General features: G+C 53.3%; 16 protein-coding genes. 3 read left to right on the forward strand and 13 right to left on the reverse strand.

From position 1 onward, the window contains the following. Positions 1–161 precede the first annotated feature (161 nt). Positions 162–563 carry a secondary thiamine-phosphate synthase enzyme YjbQ gene (locus MHH48_RS28685; RefSeq protein ID WP_076324626.1) on the forward strand — a complete coding sequence of 134 codons (402 nt, stop codon included), beginning with the start codon at positions 162–164 and terminating at the stop codon, positions 561–563. Positions 564–743: 180 nt separating this feature from the next. Here the strand turns inward: MHH48_RS28685 and MHH48_RS28690 are convergent, their stop codons facing one another. The 3 genes from MHH48_RS28690 to MHH48_RS28700 form a co-directional block, all read right to left on the reverse strand. Next, positions 744–1,337 (reverse strand): TetR/AcrR family transcriptional regulator, encoded by a 594-nt coding sequence (locus MHH48_RS28690; RefSeq protein WP_076324627.1) that lies wholly within the window; start codon positions 1,335–1,337, stop codon positions 744–746. A 6-nt stretch (positions 1,338–1,343) separates the two neighbouring features. Continuing rightward, positions 1,344–1,976 carry a YigZ family protein gene (locus MHH48_RS28695; RefSeq protein WP_076324628.1) on the reverse strand — a complete coding sequence of 211 codons (633 nt, stop codon included), beginning with the start codon at positions 1,974–1,976 and terminating at the stop codon, positions 1,344–1,346. Between the two features lie 106 nt (positions 1,977–2,082). Next, positions 2,083–3,438, reverse strand: a complete 1,356-nt coding sequence (locus MHH48_RS28700; protein WP_076324629.1) for a glucose-6-phosphate isomerase — start codon at positions 3,436–3,438, stop codon at positions 2,083–2,085. Between the two features lie 197 nt (positions 3,439–3,635). Here MHH48_RS28700 and MHH48_RS28705 point away from each other — a divergent pair, with 197 nt between their 5' ends. Both MHH48_RS28705 and MHH48_RS28710 read left to right on the forward strand, forming a co-directional pair. After that, the gene (locus MHH48_RS28705; RefSeq protein ID WP_076324630.1) at positions 3,636–4,532 is read left to right on the forward strand and encodes an NAD(P)-dependent oxidoreductase; all 897 of its coding nucleotides are present in this window, start codon (positions 3,636–3,638) and stop codon (positions 4,530–4,532) included. A gap of 172 nt (positions 4,533–4,704) precedes the next feature. Beyond that, on the forward strand, positions 4,705–5,631 hold the full coding sequence (locus MHH48_RS28710) for a copper amine oxidase N-terminal domain-containing protein (RefSeq protein ID WP_076324631.1): 927 nt from the start codon (positions 4,705–4,707) through the stop codon (positions 5,629–5,631). 131 nt (positions 5,632–5,762) lie between these two features. Here MHH48_RS28710 and MHH48_RS28715 read toward each other — a convergent pair whose 3' ends face one another. The 10 genes from MHH48_RS28715 to MHH48_RS28760 all read right to left on the reverse strand — a co-directional run bounded on the left by MHH48_RS28715 (position 5,763) and on the right by MHH48_RS28760 (position 21,983). Beyond that, positions 5,763–6,080 (reverse strand): pyrimidine/purine nucleoside phosphorylase, encoded by a 318-nt coding sequence (locus MHH48_RS28715; RefSeq protein WP_076324632.1) that lies wholly within the window; start codon positions 6,078–6,080, stop codon positions 5,763–5,765. Between the two features lie 100 nt (positions 6,081–6,180). Next, positions 6,181–8,202, reverse strand: a complete 2,022-nt coding sequence (gene tkt, locus MHH48_RS28720) for a transketolase (protein WP_076324633.1) — start codon at positions 8,200–8,202, stop codon at positions 6,181–6,183. Between the two features lie 368 nt (positions 8,203–8,570). Beyond that, positions 8,571–11,594 carry a VWA domain-containing protein gene (locus tag MHH48_RS28725; protein ID WP_076324634.1) on the reverse strand — a complete coding sequence of 1,008 codons (3,024 nt, stop codon included), beginning with the start codon at positions 11,592–11,594 and terminating at the stop codon, positions 8,571–8,573. Continuing rightward, positions 11,578–13,575: a BatA and WFA domain-containing protein gene (locus MHH48_RS28730; protein ID WP_076324635.1), complete on the reverse strand. Its 1,998-nt coding sequence runs from the start codon at positions 13,573–13,575 to the stop codon at positions 11,578–11,580. Before MHH48_RS28730 ends, MHH48_RS28725 begins: the two co-directional genes overlap by 17 nt. 256 nt (positions 13,576–13,831) lie before the next feature. Further along, on the reverse strand, positions 13,832–14,779 hold the full coding sequence (locus tag MHH48_RS28735; protein ID WP_076324636.1) for a DUF58 domain-containing protein: 948 nt from the start codon (positions 14,777–14,779) through the stop codon (positions 13,832–13,834). Beyond that, positions 14,776–15,765: a MoxR family ATPase gene (locus MHH48_RS28740; protein ID WP_076324637.1), complete on the reverse strand. Its 990-nt coding sequence runs from the start codon at positions 15,763–15,765 to the stop codon at positions 14,776–14,778. Before MHH48_RS28740 ends, MHH48_RS28735 begins: the two co-directional genes overlap by 4 nt. 271 nt (positions 15,766–16,036) lie before the next feature. Next, entirely contained in the window at positions 16,037–17,716 is a 1,680-nt protein-coding gene (locus MHH48_RS28745) for a phage tail tape measure protein (protein WP_076324638.1), read from the reverse strand. A 36-nt stretch (positions 17,717–17,752) separates the two neighbouring features. After that, positions 17,753–18,700, reverse strand: a complete 948-nt coding sequence (locus MHH48_RS28750; protein WP_076324639.1) for an ABC transporter permease — start codon at positions 18,698–18,700, stop codon at positions 17,753–17,755. After that, a complete protein-coding gene (locus tag MHH48_RS28755) occupies positions 18,697–19,626 on the reverse strand; it encodes an ABC transporter ATP-binding protein (RefSeq protein WP_076324640.1) in 930 nt (309 codons plus the stop codon). Before MHH48_RS28755 ends, MHH48_RS28750 begins: the two co-directional genes overlap by 4 nt. Next, positions 19,623–21,983, reverse strand: coding sequence for a hypothetical protein (locus MHH48_RS28760; RefSeq protein ID WP_076324641.1), 2,361 nt, complete (start codon positions 21,981–21,983; stop codon positions 19,623–19,625). The genes MHH48_RS28755 and MHH48_RS28760 overlap by 4 nt, the downstream gene beginning before the upstream one ends. Between the last annotated feature and the right edge of the window lie 168 nt (positions 21,984–22,151).

The raw sequence follows: 22,151 nt of genomic DNA on the forward strand, positions 1-22,151 counted from the left end.
CTTTATCGGGTAAAATAATAGAAATGGTAAGAAAAACGTCTGTCGACGTACTTTCTCAGTAGACAGACCGCATTTAGCGGAAGTTTTTCTTGCGAGATAAGGATGCTAAGCCTCGGATGTTTATACTTTCTTATCTCTTAAAAAATGAGGAGGTATTCTACATGCTGTATACCGGTGAATTAGATACGCAAGGCCGCAATGAGATGAGGGATATTACAAGGGAGATCCACTCCTACGTGAAACAGAGCGGGGTCCAGCAGGGAACGGTGCTGATCTATTGTCCGCATACGACGGCGGGGATTGCCATCAATGAGAATGCGGATCCTGATGTGAAACGGGACGTCCTGATGTCGCTGGATGAAGTCTATCCATGGAATCATCCCAAGTATCGCCATGCGGAGGGCAACACCGCTTCCCACCTCAAATCGATCACCTGCGGCCCTTCCCAGACCGTGATCATTCAGAACGGACACCTGCTTCTCGGACGTTGGCAGGGCATTTATTTCTGTGAATTTGATGGTCCGAGGCAGCGCCAATATCATGTGAAGATCATGGAAGGATGATCCCTTAAATAAGATTTTATGTTGACGCCAGCACATGTATAACAACACAAAAAGCAGACAGGCACATGCTAGGGGGCGTGGACCTGTCTGTATTTTATTCATTAGGTGATTGACGTTTCAACGCTAGATCGTTGTAACGGATTGAAGTATCAAACTACACGTCTTGGCAACATTTCAAAATCAGACCCTGCTGTATAGACTCCGGCATAACACTTTGATATGGGTAAGAGCGGCTGGTTTAATCTCATCAAAACCAATTCTGTCCTGAATATAATACGATATAAATCCATGCAGCGACAAAAACAAAGTCAGCGGAACGGTTCGCCGTTCTTCCTCACTGTAATTCTCCTCAAGCAAATACTGACGGACCAGCATAGCAAACATTTCAAAACAGCGTCCCTGCTCAGAGCGACAGTAGGACAGCAGTTCTTCGTCCCGAATCATGAACATGATTTCGTATTGGTAAGGATTATCCAGACCGAAACGAACGAATTCCAGCATCAGCTGCTCCAGCTTCGATACCCCATCACAGGGAGGCTTTCCTGAGATTTCCAACAGCAAATCATTTAGATCATTAAAGTCCTTCATGACAATGGCGTAGAAAAGCTCCGCCTTTTCCTTAAAATGATAATACAAGGAGCCATGGCTGTAACCCAGATGCTGCCCGATGCTTCGCATCGATATGGCCCTGTATCCTTTGGTTATGAACAAATGCCTGGCTGCTTCCAGTATCCGCTCTCTCGACAACTCGCGTTCTACTGCTCTTCTTGCCATATTATTTTATTCCCCTTCAATAAAATAAAGCCGCTCTCCCTCTGTGATCAAGGACTGCCCCTGTGTCAAATCCACCATCCAAGTCATAAAGCTCTCCGCATCACCATCGAGCGGCAAGCAGGTCAAGGTCACCGTGTCGGCAAAGTTTGTCTCTCCCATACGAACGCCCCGGTTACGAAGCTCGTTCTCCACCTTACCCAGCCAGGTATAATCCAGCTCCACGAAAATCTCCCGGTGCAGAACCCTTGTAATCGGTTCGCCTGACTCAATCGCAGCCACGGCTCCGTCGGTGTACGCCCGGATCAATCCGCCCGCACCCAGCATAATGCCGCCAAAATAACGCGTGACCACAATGGCTACATTCTTCCGCCCCTGATTGCGGATCACCTCGAGAATCGGCTTACCCGCCGTTCCGCTCGGTTCCCCGTCATCCGATTGCTTCTGAATCTCATCCCGCTCTCCGATCATATAAGCAGAACAATTATGGGTAGCATTCCAATGTTTTTTCTTGATCTCTTCAATAAAAGCGACGGCTTCCTCTTCGGTTTCAACTGGCATTACGTGCCCGATGAAACGCGATTTCTTGATGACAATCTCTTTGGAGCCCGTCTGACGTACCGTTTTGTAACGATCCAGCATGAAACTACAACCACCTCTATATTGCCAAGAAAGCAGTCCACGGCAATGATATGCCAGCGGACTGCTTCCTTCAGCGTCTTACGTCTAATCTAATGAAAGTGTCAGGTTAATCGGAAAGTCTAGCTTCCAATTCGGCCTTCTCTTTCTCATACCCAGGTTTGCCGAGCAATGCGAACATATTTTTCTTGTACGCCTCTACGCCCGGTTGGTCAAACGGGTTGACACCCAACAGATAGCCGCTGATACCGCAGGCCTTTTCGAAAAAGTATACCAGATATCCGAACGAATAGGGAGTGAAATCTGGAATTGTCACAATCAAATTCGGAACTTGTCCGTCTGTATGGGCCAGCATGGTGCCTTGGAAGGCCTTTTTGTTGACAAAATCCAATGTTTTCCCGGTCAGGAAGTTCAATCCGTCCAGATCATCCGGATCCGATTCAATCGTAATATGCTCGGATACGTTCTCAACCTGAATGACCGTCTCGAAGATGTTGCGGCTGCCTTCCTGGATGAATTGACCCATGGAGTGCAGATCGGTAGAGAAATCGACGGATGCCGGGTAGATCCCCTTGTAATCCTTGCCTTCGCTCTCGCCGTAAAGCTGCTTCCACCACTCGGATACAAAATGCAGGGAAGGCTCGTAGTTCACGAGGATCTCGATGCCTTTGCCTTTACGGTAAAGCGCGTTACGAACCGCCGCATATTGGTATGCCTCGTTCTCGGCTACGTTCGGGCTGCTGTATTCCTTGGATGCGTCAGCCGCGCCTTGCATCATTTCTTCAATGTTGATGCCTGCCGTAGCAATCGGAAGCAGACCAACCGCTGTCAGCACGGAATAACGTCCGCCCACATCGTCAGGGATGATAAAGGACTCGTAGCCTTCCTCGGAAGCCAGCTTCTTGAGGGCGCCCTTCGCTTGATCTGTCGTAGCGTAAATACGTTTGCGAGCTTCTTCCTTGCCGTATTTCTTCTCCAGTTCCGCACGGAAAATACGGAATGCGATAGCCGGCTCCGTCGTTGTGCCGGATTTGGAGATGACGTTGACGGAGAAGTCTTTGCCTTCAATCAATTGAAGCAGGTGAGTCACATAAGTGGAGCTGATGTTGTTACCCGCAAAATAGATTTCCGGTGTCTTGCGCTGGTCCTTCGACAGCTCATTATAGAACGAATGCGACAGCATTTCGATGGCCGCGCGTGCCCCGAGGTAGGAGCCACCAATTCCGATAACGATCAGAACGTCCGAATCGCTTTGGATTTTGGCAGCCGCTTTCTGGATGCGCGAGAATTCTTCTTTATCATACTGCGTCGGCAGGTCGATCCAGCCCAGATAATCGGAGCCGGCACCCGTACCGTTATGTAACTGTTCATGAGCTGTGCGGATCGGCTCAGCGAAATAATCAACTTCGTGCTGATTAACAAAAGTCAGTGCTTTACTGTAATCAAACTTGATTTTTTTAGACATGCCTTAAAACCTCCTGTGAATTTAGAAATAGGATACTTTAATTTAATAACGACCGCAAGTTTCACGGGCCAACTGTCATCTATTCTTCATGCGTGGATCTCCTTACCGCTTCCATTCCTCACAAACGCTGGCTTCGTTTCGGGAACCCATGCTAAGATAGAGTGGATCAGGAATCCATAATCGAAGGTGATATAGCTATGAAAAAAATCGGGTTTATCGGACTGGGCACCATGGGCGCTCCCATGGCCTCCAATCTGCTGAAGCAGGATTACGATGTGACCGTGTATAACCGCACCCACGAAAAATGCCGTCCGCTCGCCGAACAGGGAGCCTCCATTGCGGAGACGCCTCGTGAAGCGGCTGAAGGACAAGATCTTGTTATTACCATGGTAAGCAACGACCAATCCATCGGCGATGTATTCTACGGAGAGAACGGTCTGCTTGGCTCCCTGAAGAGCGGGATGACCGTCATTGACTGCAGTACGATCTCCGAGAGCCTTGTCAAGGAAATTGCTTCCGCCGTATCCGGTCTCGGCGCTTCCTTCCTGGATGCCCCGGTAACCGGCAGCAAGCCTGCAGCGATTGATGGAACCTTGGTCTTCATGGTTGGCGGCGATGCCGCGGTCATCGAAGCCCATGCGGACGTATTTGACACCCTAGGCAAAAAAGTCATCCACATGGGGCCTAACGGAAGCGGCGCTGTCGCGAAGCTTGCGCATAATACCATTGTGGGCATTAACAATCTGGCGCTTGCCGAAGGCTTCGCCATCGCCGCGAAGTCAGGCATTCCCGCTGACAACTTCCTGGAGCTCGTGCAGCTGGGATCCGCTGGCAGCAAAGCGGCAGAGCTGAAGGGGCGCAAAATCATCGAGGGCGATTTCAGCAACCAGTTCTCACTTGCGCTCATGCTCAAGGACCTTAAGCTGGCCTCTTCACTCACCGATGGCATCGGAATGCCTTCCCCTATGCTGAATCTGGCAAAGAGCCTGTTTCAAGCCGGTGCCAGCGAAGGCTATGGCGAAGAGGATCTTTCCGCTGTCGTGAAATGCTATGAAGCCTGGATCGGCCAGAAAATCGGCGAACAGCAGCCATAATACCAGCTAAGCCATGCTTTACCTTACACTGGCCTCCTTTATACTGGGCTGGGTTCCGGATCATCCGGACCAGGAGAAGGAGCCAGTTTTTTTGGTCTTTTCATGATTTTTCCTTCCAGAAGAAACTTTTTTCATTTTATTTCGTCTACTATGCGAAGGGAGGAAATACAACATGAAATGGACCAAAGGTTTAAAAGCAGTGACAGCCGCTGCCCTATTAACCACTGTACTATCTTCGGTAACAGCTGTATCACCGGCTTCTGCCGCAGCCAAACCAACCGCTTCGATTAACAATGTGACCGCGAGCGGTGAAGTGCTGATTAAGCAGGGCTCCACCTTTGTTACCCTAACCGATCTCAAGCCTCTGGGTAATTATGTCATGAAGTACGACAACAGCAAGAAACAGGTGACGATTCAGGGTGATCACCGAACGGTGATTCTTACGGCGGGTAGCACCCGAATGGAAGTGAACGGAGTTCAGAAGACGCTGCCTGCAGCCCCGCTGCTCCATAAAGGCAAGACCATGATTCCCCTGAGGGCCGTAGCCCAAGCTTTTGATGCCGACATCGACTGGAATGGTTCTCTAAAGACGGCTTATATCAATAAAGCAGATGCCGTTATGCTTGCTGACTTAAAGAGCTCCGATCTGGCCACCGCCCGGAATGCTGCAGCCAAGCTGCCTTATTCATCCCAACTGCAGAAACCTGAGCTGGAAATGCTCCCTGTGGAAATGCAAGGCGTGAATTATTATTTTCCAAAAGGCAACTCCAATCGCTTCTTCCTGGTCGATAACGACATCGCTGAATATTACGAGATCCAGGGTGGCGTCAAATACTTGAAATGGCAAGGCAAACTGGACTACTCCGCCAAAGCGGCTGCCAATCAGAACCTGTTCTTCCTGCCCCCGATTCAAGCAGAGATCGGTAAGCAGCCGGATGCCAGGAACTGGACTGTAGCCGAATTCGCATTCCGTTATCCTTCCGGCGTCACCAGCTACAAACTGCTCGACCGCGGAAAGGAATGGGGCGAAGGATACGTAGAGCTTGATAACCACTCACCAGGCTACAAAGGCGAGATCGTGCCGATTCCGGAAGAATGAGTCCATTATAACAACCACCGTTAACGGCATGCGTTGATATCCAGCATTGACAATAAGGGTTCAAAGCCAACGGCTTTGAGCCTTTTTGTTGTGCATTTACGGACACGAAATCACATGCAGCATTTAATTTATTACATGGTCGGATAAGAGCAGCAATAATCCGTAACGGTGCGGATTTCCAACTTAAAGCTTGAATTGCCCGGAACGTTAAAGGTCGCGGCCCCTTGAATCTCTAACCACTCCTGCTCACCGGGCAGCAGGACACGCAAATCGCCCGACAAAATTTCCATAATCTCAGGGCCATCCGTGCCGAATTCATAGCTTCCCGGAAGCATGATGCCGAGCGTTACCTTCTCGCCACTGTCCAGCAGCACCGTACGGCTGGTTACCTTCCCCTCATAGTAAACGTTGGCTGCCTTTGTAACGGTAGCATTCTTAAATTGTGACATCGACAAACTCTCCTCCTCCAACATAGTTATGGCTTGATATATGGACGGCACCCGCATGATGCGGGTGCCGGAAAATCAATATGGAGTTAGATCCGTTGGATTACAGCAAGCCTTTTACCCGGCTAACCACATTCTCAACGGTAAATCCGTACTCGGCAATGACACGGTCGCCAGGAGCCGAAGCGCCAAATGTGTTGATGCCCAGGATGTCGCCTTTGTCTCCGACATAACGCTCCCATCCGAACGGATGAGCCATTTCAATAGCCAGACGTGCTTTTACGTCAGGAAGCAGCACGGAATCTTTGTATGCCTGATCCTGGCTGTCGAACAGATCCCAGCTCGGCATGCTGATGACGCGTACATTGATGCCTTCTTCAGCCAATGCTGCTTGCGCTTTAACGGCAAGCTGAACCTCAGAACCCGTTGCAATGATTTGAGCTTGCACGTTGCCATCCTTCGCATCGGCAACAACATAAGCGCCGCGTTTGATGCCTTCACGTGCATGATCCACCGTACCTGGAAGAATCGGCAGATTCTGACGTGTCAACACCAAAGCTACCGGACGGTCGGTGTTCTCAACCGCATAAGCCCATGCCGCGGAAGTTTCGTTGGCATCCGCAGGACGGATCACCGTCAGGCCTGGAATAATACGCAGGGAGGCCAATTGTTCAATCGGTTCATGCGTAGGGCCGTCTTCACCGACAGCGATGCTGTCATGAGTCAGCACATACGTAACTGGCAGCTTCATGATCGCAGCCAAACGTACCGCCGGACGCAGATAATCCGTAAATACGAAGAACGTACCGCCGAAAATCTTCAGTCCGCCATGGAGGGCGATACCGTTCATGGCACCGGCCATTGCGAATTCACGAACACCATAGTACACGTTACGGCCTTCGTAGCTGTTCGCTGTGAAAGAGGCCAGGTCGTTCAAGTGAGTCATCGTGGAGCTTTCCAGGTCAGCCGATCCGCCGAGCAGCTGCGGTACGCCTGCAGTCAACCCGTTCAGCGCTTTACCGGAAGCTACGCGAGTGGAAACCGCTTTGTCATCCGCGCTGTATTTCGGAAGGTCTTTGTCCCATCCTGAAGCCAGTTCACCGGATTCGCCGCGCTCGAATTGCGCTGCCAGTTCCGGGTAAGCCTCTTTGTATTTCGCAAACTGATCAACCCAAGCTTGATAAGCCGCAATACCGCGCTCTTTCACTTTGCCAAAATGCTCGCGCACTTCCTCAGGCACATAGAAGTCCTCTTCATATACCCAATTATAGAAATCCTTGGTCAGCTTCGCTTCATCAGCTCCAAGCGGAGAACCGTGCGTACCGCCATGGCCGCCTTTACCTTGTTTGTTCGGGCTGCCATAACCAATGACGGTCTTCACTTCGATCAGCGTCGGACGGTTCGTATCGGCTTTCGCTTCCTCGATCGCTTTCTCGATCGCAGGCAAATCGTTGCCGTCTTCTACGCGCAGCACTTGCCAGCCATAAGCATCGAAGCGCTTCGCTACGTTCTCGGAGAATGCCAGGTTAAGCTCGCCGTCAAGGGAGATATCGTTGGAATCGTACAACATGATCAATTTGCCAAGCTTCAAATGACCTGCCAGGGAAGCTGCCTCGGAAGCCACGCCCTCCATCATGTCACCGTCGCCGCAAATCGCATACGTATAGTGATCAACCACATTGAAGCTGTCTTTATTGTAAGTCGCGCCCAAATGAGCTTCAGCCATTGCCATACCTACAGCCATAGCCACGCCTTGTCCAAGCGGACCTGTCGTTGCATCAACGCCGGCCGTGTGGCCGAATTCCGGGTGACCCGGGGTTTTGCTTCCCCATTGACGGAACTGCTTCAGATCCTCAATGGACAAGTCATAACCGCTCAGGTGAATCAGACTGTAGAGCAGCATGGAGCCATGTCCTGCAGACAAGACAAAACGGTCGCGGTTAATCCACGCCGGCTGGTCCGGGTTATGGTTCATCGTCTTCGCGAACAGTTGGTAGCCCATAGGTGCAGACCCCATCGGCATGCCCGGATGACCGGAATTGGCTTTTTCGATCGCGTCGATCGCCAATGTCCGGATCGTTGCGATGGACAGATTGTCGATCGTTTGGTTATGTTCAGTTGTCATGATTCGTCCTCCTCAAATCTTTTCCATAGTAAGCTTCGAAAATGAAGGCTTCTTACGTCCCTCCAACCCCAATCCATATGGTATCAGAGCAGTTAGGATTGTTGAGAATATCATTTTGACTCTTATTGTATCACCACACGTCTTTCATTTCCATAACGTAATTGTCAAAGTTGTGTAAAGACCGTCAGGGAGAGCGACATCCCCCTTGCATTATTTCCCTTAATAGTCCGGTTATAACCGGATTCGACATCCGTTAAACGATTTTATGGACTTCGGCGGTATGGAAAAAGTTACTTCACTCGACAAATGAAAAAGCTTCGGCCTAAGCTGTACATTAGACAGCTTAGGCCGAAGCTTGAGGCGGCACATCAGCGCGTGCCGCGTTTTTTGGCTTTGAGGAGGCGATCCATGGAGGAGCCTCCTTCCGGAGCCGGCCCGGTTCCCTCGGGACGGCCTTGGCCGTCCCCCTGCGCCTGCGGCGGCGGGGGAGGCGGCGGGGGCGCGCTTCCCTTGCGCGCGCCCTGGCTTGCGGCCGGCTTCGCCTGAGACGGCCGCTCTTCCCGCAGCGGGGCATCCGCCCGCTGCGAATCGCGCGCCTCCGGCGGGGCCTTGCGGCCCCCAGCCGGAGCTGCGCCGGGTGCCGGGGCGGGGTTCCCGCCCCCGGCACCGTGGCCCGCGGCGCTGCGCTCGCGCGCGGGCGGGGCCTGCGGCGGCGGCTTCGCGGAGCTGCCGCCGTAGAAATCGGCGGCGCGGGCTTTGCGCGCCGCCAGCCGCTCGAGGCCGGCGTCACGCGCGGCCTCGCCGGCAGGTTCCGGCCGCCTGCGGAGCAGGGCGGCCAGCCTTGCGCCGATGGCGCCCCATGGCAGAGCCAGGCGCCGCACGGCGATGTCCGCGACCCACAGCAGCAGGGCCGCCGCCAGCAGCGGATAGCTCCAATCATGGAGATTCATCCGCGAGGTTGCCTGCCGGTCAAACACTTCGGCCGGATTATCCCAGGATAACACGCGGCCTCCGGTCGCCTCGGCCAGCCGCTTCATGGCTTCCTCGCCGCTGCCGGAGGACAACCGGTATTCCGGAGAATACGGAACCACAAAACCGGTGCCTGGCGCCGCCTGCAGCGCTTCTTCCCCGCTGGCATCCTCAAGAGACAGGAGGAATGCCCCGGGCTTCGTGACATTGACGAGCCCGGTATAACGGCCGGGAGCCTCCTGGATAAGCTCCACCGTCTGCTCGCCGGCTTCATCGTCCCCGATCACCGCATTCAGCTTCTCCGGCGGATTCTCGCCCTCAGCCATAACCTGGAGCTTGACTTGGTTGCCGGCCGTTTCGGTAGTCACTTCATAGGGCGACGACGTAAACTGCGGGAACGTCCACTTCACGATTTCGGTCAACGTGTTGGCAAAGCCGGACCACGATACCCATTCCTTGGACCACTTTCCGCTTAAATCGCTCGTCCACGCCACCGTTCGCCCGGATCCGTATTGCCAGCGCGACAGGATCGGGTCCGGCTCCGGACTGGACAGAACCGTCTGGGCGGAAGACTTCGGCGTTGTCGCTACATAACCATATAGCCCCGGTACGCCCTGCTGGAATAGACTCGCCCAATCGCCCGCATTCTGAACGGCCGGGATAAAGGGTTTATCCACGATATAGGATTTGGCCAGCATCACGGCCTCCCGGCTGAATACCGCCGGCAGTGTCGTTTCATCCTCAACGAAGTAATAACGGCCTTTAGCCGCATCCGCCAAGGATTGAAGAAGGTTCGTATCGGCATCCATCCCGACCGCCACCGAAGACATCGTAATTTTGTTCTCCACCATCGTATCGGTCAGATCCTGATAACCGGAATTCATGGCCGATTGTCCGTCGGTCATCAGAATGATATGTCTGCGCTGGGCGTTAATCTTCAGCATTTCTTCAAGTGCGGAGGAAACGGCAGGATAGATGTTGGTTCCTCCGGCGCTCGGAATCGACTGGATGCTGCTGAGTACCTCTTCCTTGTCCCCGAGCTTCTGCGGCGGAACAACCCACCACGGCTGATCGTCAAAGGCGACGACGCCGACCGTATCCTTGGCTCTCAACAATTCCACCGTGCGCATCGCCGATTCTTTGGCCAATTCGATCTTATTGCCATCCATGCTCCCCGAACGGTCAATGACGAGGATGAGACCAAGCGATGGAATCTCCCGTTTGCCTTCCAGCTCCATCGAGACCGGCAGTGCTTTTTCAATTGGGGTTTTAAAATATCCGCCCATCCCAAAGCTGTCCTCGCCGCCCGCCATCATAAACCCGATGCCGAAGCTTCGGACCGCCTGCTCGATCAGCTCCATCTGCTTGCCGCCGACGTCACTGCCCGAGACGTTATTAAAGATGATGCTGTCGTACACGGCATACTTGGCCGCTTCCAGCGGAAGCAGCTCCGGCGGAATCACTTCGGTGCCGATCATTCCGGACTCCAGTGCTGCCGTGATATTACCTGACGTTCCCGGGGTTCCTTCAACGATCAGTACGTTCGGCGGACCTTCCACCCGGGTAAAATCAAACGCTGCATTATTGGCGGATGCCTCATCCCCATCCATGAAGATTTCGGCACGGTAACGGTGAAGTCCCGGGCTCTTAGCCAGGCCTTTTACGGCATACCGGTTCTCGCCCGGGGTTACGTCGACGCGTTCCCGGCCGATCTCACGGTTGTCCTCGTAAATGCGCAATTCACCGGAGGTCTTAAACGTGCTGCGGATCATAACCTCCACATAGAAAGACTCCGCTTGATACAGCTTATCCGGTACCTTTAGTTCCTCCACCGCAACGTCACGGATAGCCTGCTTCGGAGTTGGAAGCACATCAACCGCAATGCCCCGGTCCTTCAGCAGCCTTCCGGCCGCTGCCATGCTGCCCACATTCTCTTCCCCGTCCGAGATCAACACAATTCTGGAATCGCTGTTGCCCTCGAACAGGCTCCCTGCGAGCTGAAGACCGGACTCCAGCCCCGTAAACTGCTGCTCCAGCAGCGCATTTAAAGAGGCTCCTGCATTCTCCGTAGAGGATAATCGCCGTTCCACAGCGCCCTCAAGACCTGTAGAAACAACAGCGGTGCCATCCTTCTCGCCTTTTGCCCCAAGGGAATCGTTAATCCAATTCGTGATCCGGGCCGAATCCCCCATACTGTCGGAACGGTCCGCCAAGTACACCACCTGTTTATCTCGCAAGACGGTATAACCGTGCAGACCCGAAATCATAAGAATCAATAACAGAATGACGCAGGTTCTAAAGAATAAGGCCAATTTCTTGCGAAAACCGCTGAGCCGAAAATCCGATTTGTATGCGTAATAGAGAAAGACTCCTGCCGGGATCAACAGCAGCAACAACCATGGTTGGCTAAATTGAACGCCCACGCTGGTACACCCCCCATTCCGCTGCGATCACAGCCAGTGCCAAGGCCGCCAGCCATGGCATTAACGAACCGGCATCGCTTGCCGTCTCGCTGTGCCCAGACGTCCCGGCACGTTCACCAGCTGCCGTATCCGAGTTCGGTGACGTTTGACTCACGACCGGGCCCTGATCGTTGCTCCAATCTGCCTCGTACGGGTCTGCCGTTACGGCCAGCCAAAACTTAAGCTTCTCACCCGCTTCATTCTGCTGTTCAAAAGCGTACAGCCCTGGATATTCCGGCACGATCTGTACCAGTGATATCCCTTGCTCATTCCGGAGGGCCTCCGCTGCAGGGATGCCGTCAGCAAGAGCAAGACCGCTCTTAGGTACCCACTTTGCCGCTACCGTATCCGCTGCAATCGGAATATCTGCTTGCGCGCCGGCCATATAGCGGCCAAGGCCGCTTCCCTTGCCCGAGGTCATCCACTCTAGTGCATTGCTGACCATGACCGGGAATTCCGGCGATAACGGAAGATCGCTATCCTGAAGCAGGAAATTAAACGACAATCGCGGTCGCCCGTTTTCGCTTCCCGCATAGACGATGGGTTGATCCCCCAGCTTGACCACAGGTTCGCCCCAAGCAGGGGCCTGATCCACCAGCGTACCGAAATAGACGCCCGATAAGGTTACATAGGCGGTCACCGGATGCTTCGCAAGCACAGCGCGTCCTCCTTGGCTTCCGACTTTGGTGCCTTCTCCGCCGATCGTCCATAGCGGCGTTTTGGCGGCCAGCTCCGCCCACTTCCCTTGCTTGAACCCTTCCGGCATGCTCCCGTCTATGACGAGCAGATCAAATTCGCCATCAGGTAAGGGCGGTACATCCGATGCTGCGCCCTTATCCGTATTTTGATCCGTGCCTGGATCCTCACCCTTCTTGTCTTCGGAGCCATCCCAGGCAACCCGGGTGACTTCGGCTCCGCTTAGCTGCAAGGCCTTCTCCAGGAACAAATTGCCTGAAGTCAGCAGAAGTACGCGCGAGGATCCGTGACCCAAACCGAATGCAAAGGAATAATTGTCTGCCGCATACCCGTCATCCTGGGATAACTCAAGCCGATACACCTCCGCAAACGGGAGATCGACAAAGGATTCGGTTAATCTCTTCCCCGGCTCCAATTCAAGTACCTTGCTGGTCAGCAGTTGTTCATCTCCGTAAAGATTCACTTCGGCCGACATCGATTCCTTGGCATTCGTGCTGAGGACGGCGACCGCCGCATAGGATGAACCTGTTTCACCTTTGAGTGAAATGCCGAATTGGTCGATGGAAACGTTAAGAGGGTGCTCCCCCTGTACCTTTTCTACGGATACTGGAACCTGAAACGATATGGGAGCCGTATCCTGCTTCCAGTAGCTATCTGTAAAAATAACGACTTCTGCATCATGTTCTTCCCGTGTCAGAGCGGAGGCGAGCGATAAGGTTTCCCTGTAGGATGCCTGGCCGTAATAGGGCCGCAACCCATCCACGGCCTTATCGATGGCGGCGCGGTCGCTTTCATGGGAGACCAGCGTCATGGGACTTGCTCCCACGGACAGGAGGGTAATCTCGCTCCGTCTCCCTTGGTCCTTTACGTACTCTTTAATTCGCTCCTGCATCATTTGCAGCCTGGATGCGGCTTCGCCTTCTGCCGAAGGCTGAATCTGCGCGCTCATGCTGCCCGAGGTATCGGCAACGATGACCACATGGGCGCTGCCTCCGCCAGACACCTGCATAAAGGGCTGCATCAGCGCGAAGACCATCAGCGCAGCAGCAAACAGCTGGAGCCACAGCAGAAGCCGGTTCTGCAGCTTCTGCCACGGCCTGTTAGCCTCCAGGTTCCGAAGCACCCGCTCCCACAGCAAGTGGCTGGGAACGGTTGTATCCACATATTTTCGTTTGAACATATACATAAGCACGATAGCCGGCAGCGTTAAACCGAACCATAGGCTCAGCCAAGATTGAATCCCCAACGTGTCCCCTCCTTACTCCCGTGGACCCTTACTAACACGACTTGGATGTTTTCTCAAAGCATCGGATGAAGGCTCGTCCATCTTTTCCTATTTGAATGAGTTCTCTTCTTATTTGTTCTAAAGATCACAGACAGATGCTCGTGAAGCCTTCATTTCATAGCGTGTCTATTTACCGGTGTTACCCTGTCTACAAGCTTCCCAAAGCGTATGAAGTCCGGCAGATGCTTGGAACACTGCGTCCTGTATGAGGCTTGCCTTATCCAGTAACCAGACCTGCTCCTGCCAGTACCCCGAACATCGCGTCCGTAAGCGGCATGTCCGCCGGAATGAGCACGTAAGACATTCCCCGCTCCGCGCACACGCGGGACAGCATCGTCCGATACCGCTCCAGCTCCTCTTTGTAAGCATCGAGTACTTTACCCGTCAACGCCACTTCCTTGCCGCTCATCGTTTCGCTGTCGACCAATCGCAAATCGCCGGTCAATTTAGGCTCTAGTTCTTCCCTCGACAAAACATGCACCAGCACCACTTCCTGCCCGGTGCCGGACAAAAGGGATAGCGCCCTGAACAATTCCTCCTCGCCGCCCGCCAGCCAAAAATCCGAGAACACCCAGGTCATCCCCGGCTGCCGAGGGAGTGCGCCAGGAACCGCAAGCGCGGCGCCCAAACTTCCCTCACCTCCCGTTTCTGCCCCTTGCAGGAACGAAAACAGGCGATGGGCCGAGCCCTTTCCTCTCATGATCGGAAGACGAGCATTAATCGAACGGCTGTAACAGGCGACCTGCAGCCTGTCGTAGGAGGACAATGCCATGTAGCCGATGCTTGCGGCGAGTTGACGTGCGAGCAGCCATTTCGGGCTTCCCTTCGTTCCTGCCGGATCCGCAGCGGATAGTTCGGATGACGATGACATGACAGCCCCCATCGATGCCGAGCAATCCACGAATAGGCTGACCGTCAGCTCCTGCTCGTCCATGAATTGACGCACGAACGCTTTTCCCGTACGAGAATAGACGCCCCAGTCAAACCTGCGGACATCATCCCCGGGCGAATATACTCGGTAATCGGCGAACTCGAGGGATGAACCAAGCCTGCGGGATCGTCTCTTTCCCTGCAGCATTCCGGCAACCCGTCGCTTGGCATCGAGACTCAATCGCTCCAGGCGCGGAAGCCATTCCGGAGGAAGCAGGTGCCCGCCCCCGCTCACGCGGATGCCTCCAGCGCTTGCAGAACCTCCTGAATGACATGGTCTGTCGTAATGCCAAGCGCCTGACCTTCGAAATTCAGGAACAAACGGTGACGCAGCGCAGATAAAGCCACGGCGCGAATATCCCCTGTCGATACATGCATCCGCCCGCTGCACAATGCCCGGACCTTGCTCACTGATATGATGGACTGAATGCCCCGCGGTCCGGAACCGAACTGGACGTATTTTCGTACCGGCTCCGGGGCCGCAGCCTCTTGCGGATGCGTCATCATGAGAAGACGAACCGCATAATCCAAAATCTCCTCGGCAACCAGCACTTCCCGGGCTCCGCGCTGGATTTCCAGCAGCTCGTCTCCGGTCATTTGTCGTTCCACCTGGAATTCGTGGGAGGACGTCGTCCGCTTCACGATTTCCTTCAGTTCATCCGCGCTCGGATACGACACTTCGATCTTCAGCAGAAAGCGGTCAAGCTGCGCCTCCGGCAATGGATACGTTCCCTCGTTTTCCAGCGGGTTTTGCGTCGCGAGAACAAAGAAAGGTTTTGGCAGCTGATGGGTTACCCCACCCACCGTGACGGTCTTTTCCTGCATGGCCTCCAGCAAGGCGCTCTGGGTTTTGGGCGTAGCCCGGTTAATCTCATCAGCAAGCACAATGCTGCTGAACAGCGGACCCTTTTGAAAGGTCATTCCGGTGTCTCCATGCTGCCCGAACGACAAGATGTTGGTGCCCGTTATATCGCTCGGCATCAAATCCGGCGTGAACTGAATACGGGAAAAGGACAATTCCAACGCTTCCGACACCGTGCGAACGAGCATCGTTTTACCGAGACCCGGAATCCCCTCCAGGAGGGCGTGCCCTCCCGCAAAGATACACCAGAGCATCTGCTCCACAACATCCTGCTGCCCGACAATCACCTTGCCGATATGTTCCCGCAGGCCTGATATTTTCTCCATCCATTCCTGTGGTCTCACTGCAATATCCGACATGGACGAAACCTCCATCTTCTTGGTAAAGTTCAAGTTCTCATTCTATATAACGTGAACTAAAGATTCTTAGCCTGAGCATCACTACGAATGCGGATTATTCTTCCGATCGCTGTTGCCCCCAGATTTCTTCTTCTATTCATCCATATCATTGTTGAAATCCGGGGGCAAAGGCGACCTCTTCGTTTCTCCAGAATAATTCCGCCTTCTCCGTTGAAGTTCTTCTTTTTCTTTAGTCCAATCTATATAGCTTCCGTTATTTCTCTTCCATCCCCTACGGATTCGGATTGATCTGTATGAAATATTCCTCAACCAATCCTTGCATTTGGTCCGGCAGTTGATTGCGGTTTAATGATTTGCGCGCTTCGGTCTCATAATCGCGGTACACTTCCTCATAAGGCCTGGACATGCCCGGAACGGTCGGCGAAACGCCGCCCTTCTGAATATCACCGCCACTGCCCTTGATCTCGCCGGAATCGTTCTGCACATTGCCGCTGCCCTTGTAATCCCGAGGGATCGTCACAAGCTCGCGACCGCCAGAGCCAAAGCCGGCTCCGCTGCCGGTCCCGCTTCCCGATCCTCCGCTGCCACCTGAGCCGGAGCCTGCTCCTGATCCGGAGCCGCTCCCCGAACCGGACCCACTGCCGGCGCCTTGACCTTGACCGGCCCCGGAGCCGCCTTCCCCGGAGCTTCCCTCCGAGCCTTCGCCTTCTTCTCCCGAGTCTCCCCCGGATCCCGCCTGCGCCAACGCCTCGGCACTGCCGCCGTTACTCCAGGCATCGGATACCGACATCCCGGCAGCCGTCATCTGATCGGCCAAGCTCAGTCCTTGCGAAGCAAGGGAGGACGCCAGCGAAGCGGCGGATTGCGACTGACTATCCGACGCGGCTTTGGCTTGCGCCGCTTTAGCCAGCTCCTCGGCCAGCTGCTGGAGCGCTTCTTCCAGCTCCTTCGGCAGCTGGCCTTCCTTCAGCAAGTCGGCTGCTTTCTTGAGCTCTTGCTCCAGCTTCCCGTCCTCCAGCTGCTTGGCAGCTTCCTCAGCCAACTTTTTCAAAGCATCGGACAGCTCATTCTTCTCTTCTTGGGACATCTTTTTCACCTGCTCGGTGAGTTTCTTCATTTCCTGCTTGAGCTCATCGGCCATGCCTTCGGCAAGCTTTTTCCCCACCTGGGACAACGCCTTCTGCTGCTGCATTTTTTGGGCAAGCTCAGACAGTGCCTTCGCTTTTTCCTCCTGCTGTTTCGCCATTTTTTCAAGCTCTTTCATCGCTTCTTCCAGCTTCTCCAGCGCTTGCTCGGGATGTTTCTCACGGTCCAGCGCTTTCTTCAGGGCATCCAGCTTCTCCTGCAGCTTCTTCCTGTCGGCAGGATCGATCGTTTTTTTCTGGAGTTCCTCCGCAAGCTTTTCGGTTTTGGCTGCCTGCTCCTTCATCCAGCTCTGCACCTCTTTTGCCGCTTCCACCTTCTTGTCCATCGGGTTCGGAACAAAAACAAGGATGAGCACGGCAGCCAGCGAAGCACCACAGATCAAGAGATGTCTTTTACGACTAGGGTAAGGAAGACGCTCCGGCAATTGCTCCGCAAAACGTGCACCATAGCGTTCCGCCTGCTCACGCTGCCATTTAGCGGCCTGCGATTCCTGTTCTTTGAAGGATAGTGCCGTGACCATCATGTCGCTTCGCTCCGCTCCGTCCGGAACATGATCCATCGCTGAAGCGGCCTCTTCGATCGGAACCCGGTGCAGCCATCCCCATAACAAGCCTACGAAGCCTGCTCCGACAGGAACGGCCACGGATGCGACGGGAAGCCAGGCAATGGGTACGAATCTCCCCAGCACCAGGAGCAGCAGCAGCGCGGCAAACCCTGCCATCAGTCCGTATAAAACATACGTTATGACGCGAAATCGCTGCAGCCGCCGTCTGACAGCTTCGATAAAACGCATGATGTTGTCCATTGCTCTTCCTCCTTACCGTACTCTTATGCTTTAAGGTTACGCTTCATCCCGCGTCATTTCCGGTACTTGCGGGAGCTGTGCCTCGTCCTTATCCTTACGTTTCCGCCTTGCGATAGGACGTATTTTCCGTATGGCAACCCACAGGGCAAGAACAATCACAACCGAATACACGATGAAGAATTCCAGCCACAATTCAATGGGGGCCTTACTGTTCAAACTTCCGCCGTGCAGCAGGAACACTTCCTTGGAGAACGACGGGTTGAACAAACTCATCATCGCTCCGCCGGGATTCAGACCCAGCAAATACCCGACCCATGAATAACTGCCCGGTGTAGGCGTTATCCCGCTTTGATACATATTCCGCTGTTCAATCCCCATGAAGAACAGATACAGCAGGCCTGTGACAAGGAATATAATAAGTCCCGCACCGTAGGCGACAATAATCGCGACGATGGTTCTTTTGAATAAAGTCGAGAACATCACGCCAAGCGAACCGAGCAACAGCATCACGAATAAATAAAAAACAAAAACGGATATGAGCTGTTTCGGCGAAATCCCTCCATACAGGAAAACAATGCTGTATATCGGCAGGGTGGCCAGCACGATCAGTGTCATGAAGCTGAGTGCCGACACCAGCTTGCTCAGCACAATCGTGGCCGAGCTCTGCTGCGTCGTCAGCAGCATGCTCAGCGTTTGCTTCTCCCGCTCGCTGCTGATGACGCCGGCGGTAAGAGCAGGTGCCATGAACGCGATGAGGACAAGCTGAGCAAAACTCAGCACATAGAACATCATTTGGCTCATCTGCGGATCGAATCGCTGAGGTCCCCGCTGTCCCAAATATAAGAAGAGGTAAATGAAGCCCATCGCAACAGCTCCGAGCGCCAACACATAAAATAACACCGACAGCATAGAACGCGTAGAACGCATCCGCAGCCGAAATTCCTTGTCAATGACCGGATTAATTAACTTTCTGCTCCAATTCATTCGCGGGGTCCCCCTTTGGTAATTTCGAGGAATACATCCTCCAGATTGCTCTGTGCTTCCTGAAACGAGACAATCGGAATTTCCCAGGAGACCACCTGCCGCAGCAGAGCGCTTTGCTGCGCATCATCCCCGCCGTAATGAACATGGACACCGGTGTTATCCGTTAATACCGACGAGACAAAGGGTTCGTCCCGCAGCTTCTCGGCCAGTTCCTCTTCACGCTCGAGCGTGCGGATATGGATGACTTTTTTCACGCGGAGACGGCTCTGAATATCAGCCACCTTACCTTGGGCAACCATCTCGCCGTGTTCAATCACGCCGATTTCATCCACCATCTCCGCCAGCTCAGGCAAAATATGCGACGAAATGATGATCGTCTTGCCCATAAGCTTCAATTCCTTCAAGATTTCACGCATCTCGATCCGCGCCCGCGGATCCAGCCCCGAAGCCGGCTCATCCAGAATCAATACATCCGGATCATGCACCAGACACCGGGCAAGGCATAAACGCTGCTTCATGCCGCGCGAGAGACTGTCGACGTACGTATCCGCTTTGTCGCTCAGGTTGACGAGCTCCAGGAGCTGCGGAATGAGCTGCTCCCGCTCGGCGCGCGGAATGCCGTAACTTGCCCCGTAAAAATGCAAATATTCGGTAGATTTCAACTGGTCATACACGCCAAAGAAATCGGGCATGTAGCCGATCCGCTTGCGGACCTCTTTGGGATGCTGGGTCACGTCAAAGCCGCCGACTTTGGCAACGCCCGAGGTTGGCAGCATCAGGGTGGCCAATATGGACATCGTCGTGGATTTGCCTGCTCCGTTCGGGCCGACAAATCCAAATACCGTCCCTTTTTCGATATGAAGACTGATGTCCTTCAACGCATGGAACGTTCCGTATTTTTTACTCAGGTTTCTAATCTCGATCATGGAGTGGCCTCCCCCTTCACAGACAGCTCCGGCATCATAAAGTTGGTCTGATCCTTGGCGGTGATCATGAAACGGATCCGATTTCCCACGATATACTGCTCCGGATTTTTGGTAATGGTATGCACATTGTTCACGTCTGTAACAGGCTCCCATTCGCTCTTCTTCGAGTTCCAGATCTCCATCATAACGTTGTTGTTGAATTTGGTGCCTCTCATGGACAATTCCGAATACTTCACGTTGCCTTCCGATATTAATGGGAATTCGGCGATCAAGCTGCCCTGTCCCATTTCGACCCCATGAGGGTAAACCCCATACATCGGCGCATTCACCTGCGATATCTCGGGAGACAGGAACCCGTAAGGAATGTTGATCTCCCCGTTCAGTCCCCAATCCATCTCCACGGGCTGTATCCAGAAATTGAGCTGATCACTCTCCACCTCAGCGCCTTTCAGCGTATAATTCGTCAAATGATCCTTGCTCCATCCCAAAATGTAAGCATCTCTGTTGACCATTCTGTTGGAATATCCGTATTGGGACAAAATATCGCGCTCACGCTGTTTCGGATCATTCTGCGAATAAGGGTACAGCATCCCGGACAAGTCACCGCCCGTAAACTTGATGATTTGTTTCGGGTCCTGAGGAACGGCAGCCGTCTCTCCCTTCTTGATATCTCCCAGCTTATAAGCTTTGCCTCCAATAACCAGTGCAACCTCGGTCAAATCGTTAATCGTGTCATTGGTGACCTTACCGTTTAATTCTCCTTTGGCATCCAGCTTCAAATCCATGCCGAGGCGCCCCATCTCCTCGGTTCCTTGACGGTCCACCCATACCTTGGCTAATGACCATTGGGACATGTCGCGAAGCTCCAGCGTCGTGGACGCCTGCTCCATTCGGACAAAATTTTTATTCTCGCCCATTCCCCCAAACGTGTTCCGGGACTGCCCCGTTCTCAAATACGTATTCTCCGGAAATTCCAAGGCATAGTTCCCGCTTCGAGGCGTGAAGAATGCGGAAGCCGTCGATTTAACCGCATCCCCCTGACCGTTTAGTTCAATCAAGTTGATGGTGTGTGCGAGTTCCCGCGTCTTGTCCGATGAACCGGCCACGTAAACGGAACCGCTCGCGATGACGGCAATGATCGGGATCAAGAACCAAGCCCATTCCCGTTTGTCCGCCTTTTTCAAGATGTAGTAGAGCAGCGGCGCAACGACGACCGCATAAATAATGAGCATCCACAACAGCAGCGTGAAGGAAGGCATCTTCAGTGATGGAAAATACTCCAGAACGTAATTCAAATTGTCCATAAGCGAATTGTAATACATACCATTCTGCGCACCCATCATGGGAAGGTTATTACGCAGTATCGATGCCCAAGCATCCGGATGGCCTGCCCATGAGCTCACAGGTTCCATAGCCAGATCATAGGCCGCATATTGAACACTTCCTTGGCCATAGGTCTTCGAAGCAAACAAAGGTTGTCCATCCGCTTCAATCCCGATTTGGGCGCCTTCCACCGCTTTCGCTGTAGAAATGGTAAATGCCCCATCCAGTTTCAGCGGTTTCCCGCCAAGCTTCTCCAGCTCCGCCAGCGAGTTAACGGTGGTGGTGCCATTCGCAACAACCGGCGTTATGTCGGCAAACGGTGCCGCTGTTTTGGTATATCCCGCGCCTCCGGCCAGAATCAGGGTGCCGCCGCCATTTACCCAATCCGTAATCGCCTTGCGCTGAGGCTCTGACAGCGTATCAGAAGCAAAATTGTTAATAACGATAACGTCCAGTCCGTTCAGCAGCATTCCATCCGATGGAACGCTGGCGTTCTTAAGCGGGAACACGTTCACGCTGTTGCCTTTGCCGTTAAGGACATTCATGAAATTCATCGTATCCGGATCATCCGATAACACGGCAATAAGTGCGCCTTGATAAGGAGAAGCCTGCACGTAGTTTTTACCTGTGGCAAACGGAATCTGCTTCCCCTTGGTATAAGATCCTTCATAGAAGAGGATCTGGTTATTATCTTTATTCAGCATGGCCCCTGGAATGCCGATCACGACTTCCTTCGGCGTATCCTTCGGCAGGTCCACCTGCTGGACGTAGGAAGTTTGATACCCGAAGCCATTGTAGTTCTGAATCTGCACGACCACGTCACCGGATATATCCCGGTCACTGGTTAAGGTCAGTTTGAGCGGATTCCATTTATCATGTTTAATCTTGCCTTGATAACCCATTTCGGATTGAATGCCAATCTTCGCTCCGTCGGCGTACACGTTTCCGGCCGGAATCGACAAGGATAACGTGGCAACAATCAGCAGCGCCACCATCGGCAGCAACATCCACGTTTTTTTTGTATAAAACGACAACTGATGATTCCCCTCTCCACATATAAATTGCTTTCACATGAAAAATGACACATATGTTCTGAAGACGTATGTAAAGGTTCTCTTCACAAGTTCAACTATATTGACGAGTCGAATTCATGAAAAGTTTGACGTTTCCTTCCATAAAGAGATATATTGGCCTGTATTTTC

This window comes from Paenibacillus sp. FSL F4-0100, assembly GCF_037993005.1.
GTDB lineage: Bacteria > Bacillota > Bacilli > Paenibacillales > Paenibacillaceae > Paenibacillus_AQ.

Coding starts and splice junctions, on each gene's coding strand:
- MHH48_RS28685 (WP_076324626.1), top strand. CDS start 162: ATGCTGTATACCGGTGAATTAGATACGCAAGGCCGCAATGAGATGAGG.
- MHH48_RS28690 (WP_076324627.1), bottom strand. CDS start 1,337: ATGGCAAGAAGAGCAGTAGAACGCGAGTTGTCGAGAGAGCGGATACTG.
- MHH48_RS28695 (WP_076324628.1), bottom strand. CDS start 1,976: ATGCTGGATCGTTACAAAACGGTACGTCAGACGGGCTCCAAAGAGATT.
- MHH48_RS28700 (WP_076324629.1), bottom strand. CDS start 3,438: ATGTCTAAAAAAATCAAGTTTGATTACAGTAAAGCACTGACTTTTGTT.
- MHH48_RS28705 (WP_076324630.1), top strand. CDS start 3,636: ATGAAAAAAATCGGGTTTATCGGACTGGGCACCATGGGCGCTCCCATG.
- MHH48_RS28710 (WP_076324631.1), top strand. CDS start 4,705: ATGAAATGGACCAAAGGTTTAAAAGCAGTGACAGCCGCTGCCCTATTA.
- MHH48_RS28715 (WP_076324632.1), bottom strand. CDS start 6,080: ATGTCACAATTTAAGAATGCTACCGTTACAAAGGCAGCCAACGTTTAC.
- tkt (WP_076324633.1), bottom strand. CDS start 8,202: ATGACAACTGAACATAACCAAACGATCGACAATCTGTCCATCGCAACG.
- MHH48_RS28740 (WP_076324637.1), bottom strand. CDS start 15,765: ATGTCGGATATTGCAGTGAGACCACAGGAATGGATGGAGAAAATATCA.
- MHH48_RS28745 (WP_076324638.1), bottom strand. CDS start 17,716: ATGGACAACATCATGCGTTTTATCGAAGCTGTCAGACGGCGGCTGCAG.
- MHH48_RS28750 (WP_076324639.1), bottom strand. CDS start 18,700: ATGAATTGGAGCAGAAAGTTAATTAATCCGGTCATTGACAAGGAATTT.
- MHH48_RS28755 (WP_076324640.1), bottom strand. CDS start 19,626: ATGATCGAGATTAGAAACCTGAGTAAAAAATACGGAACGTTCCATGCG.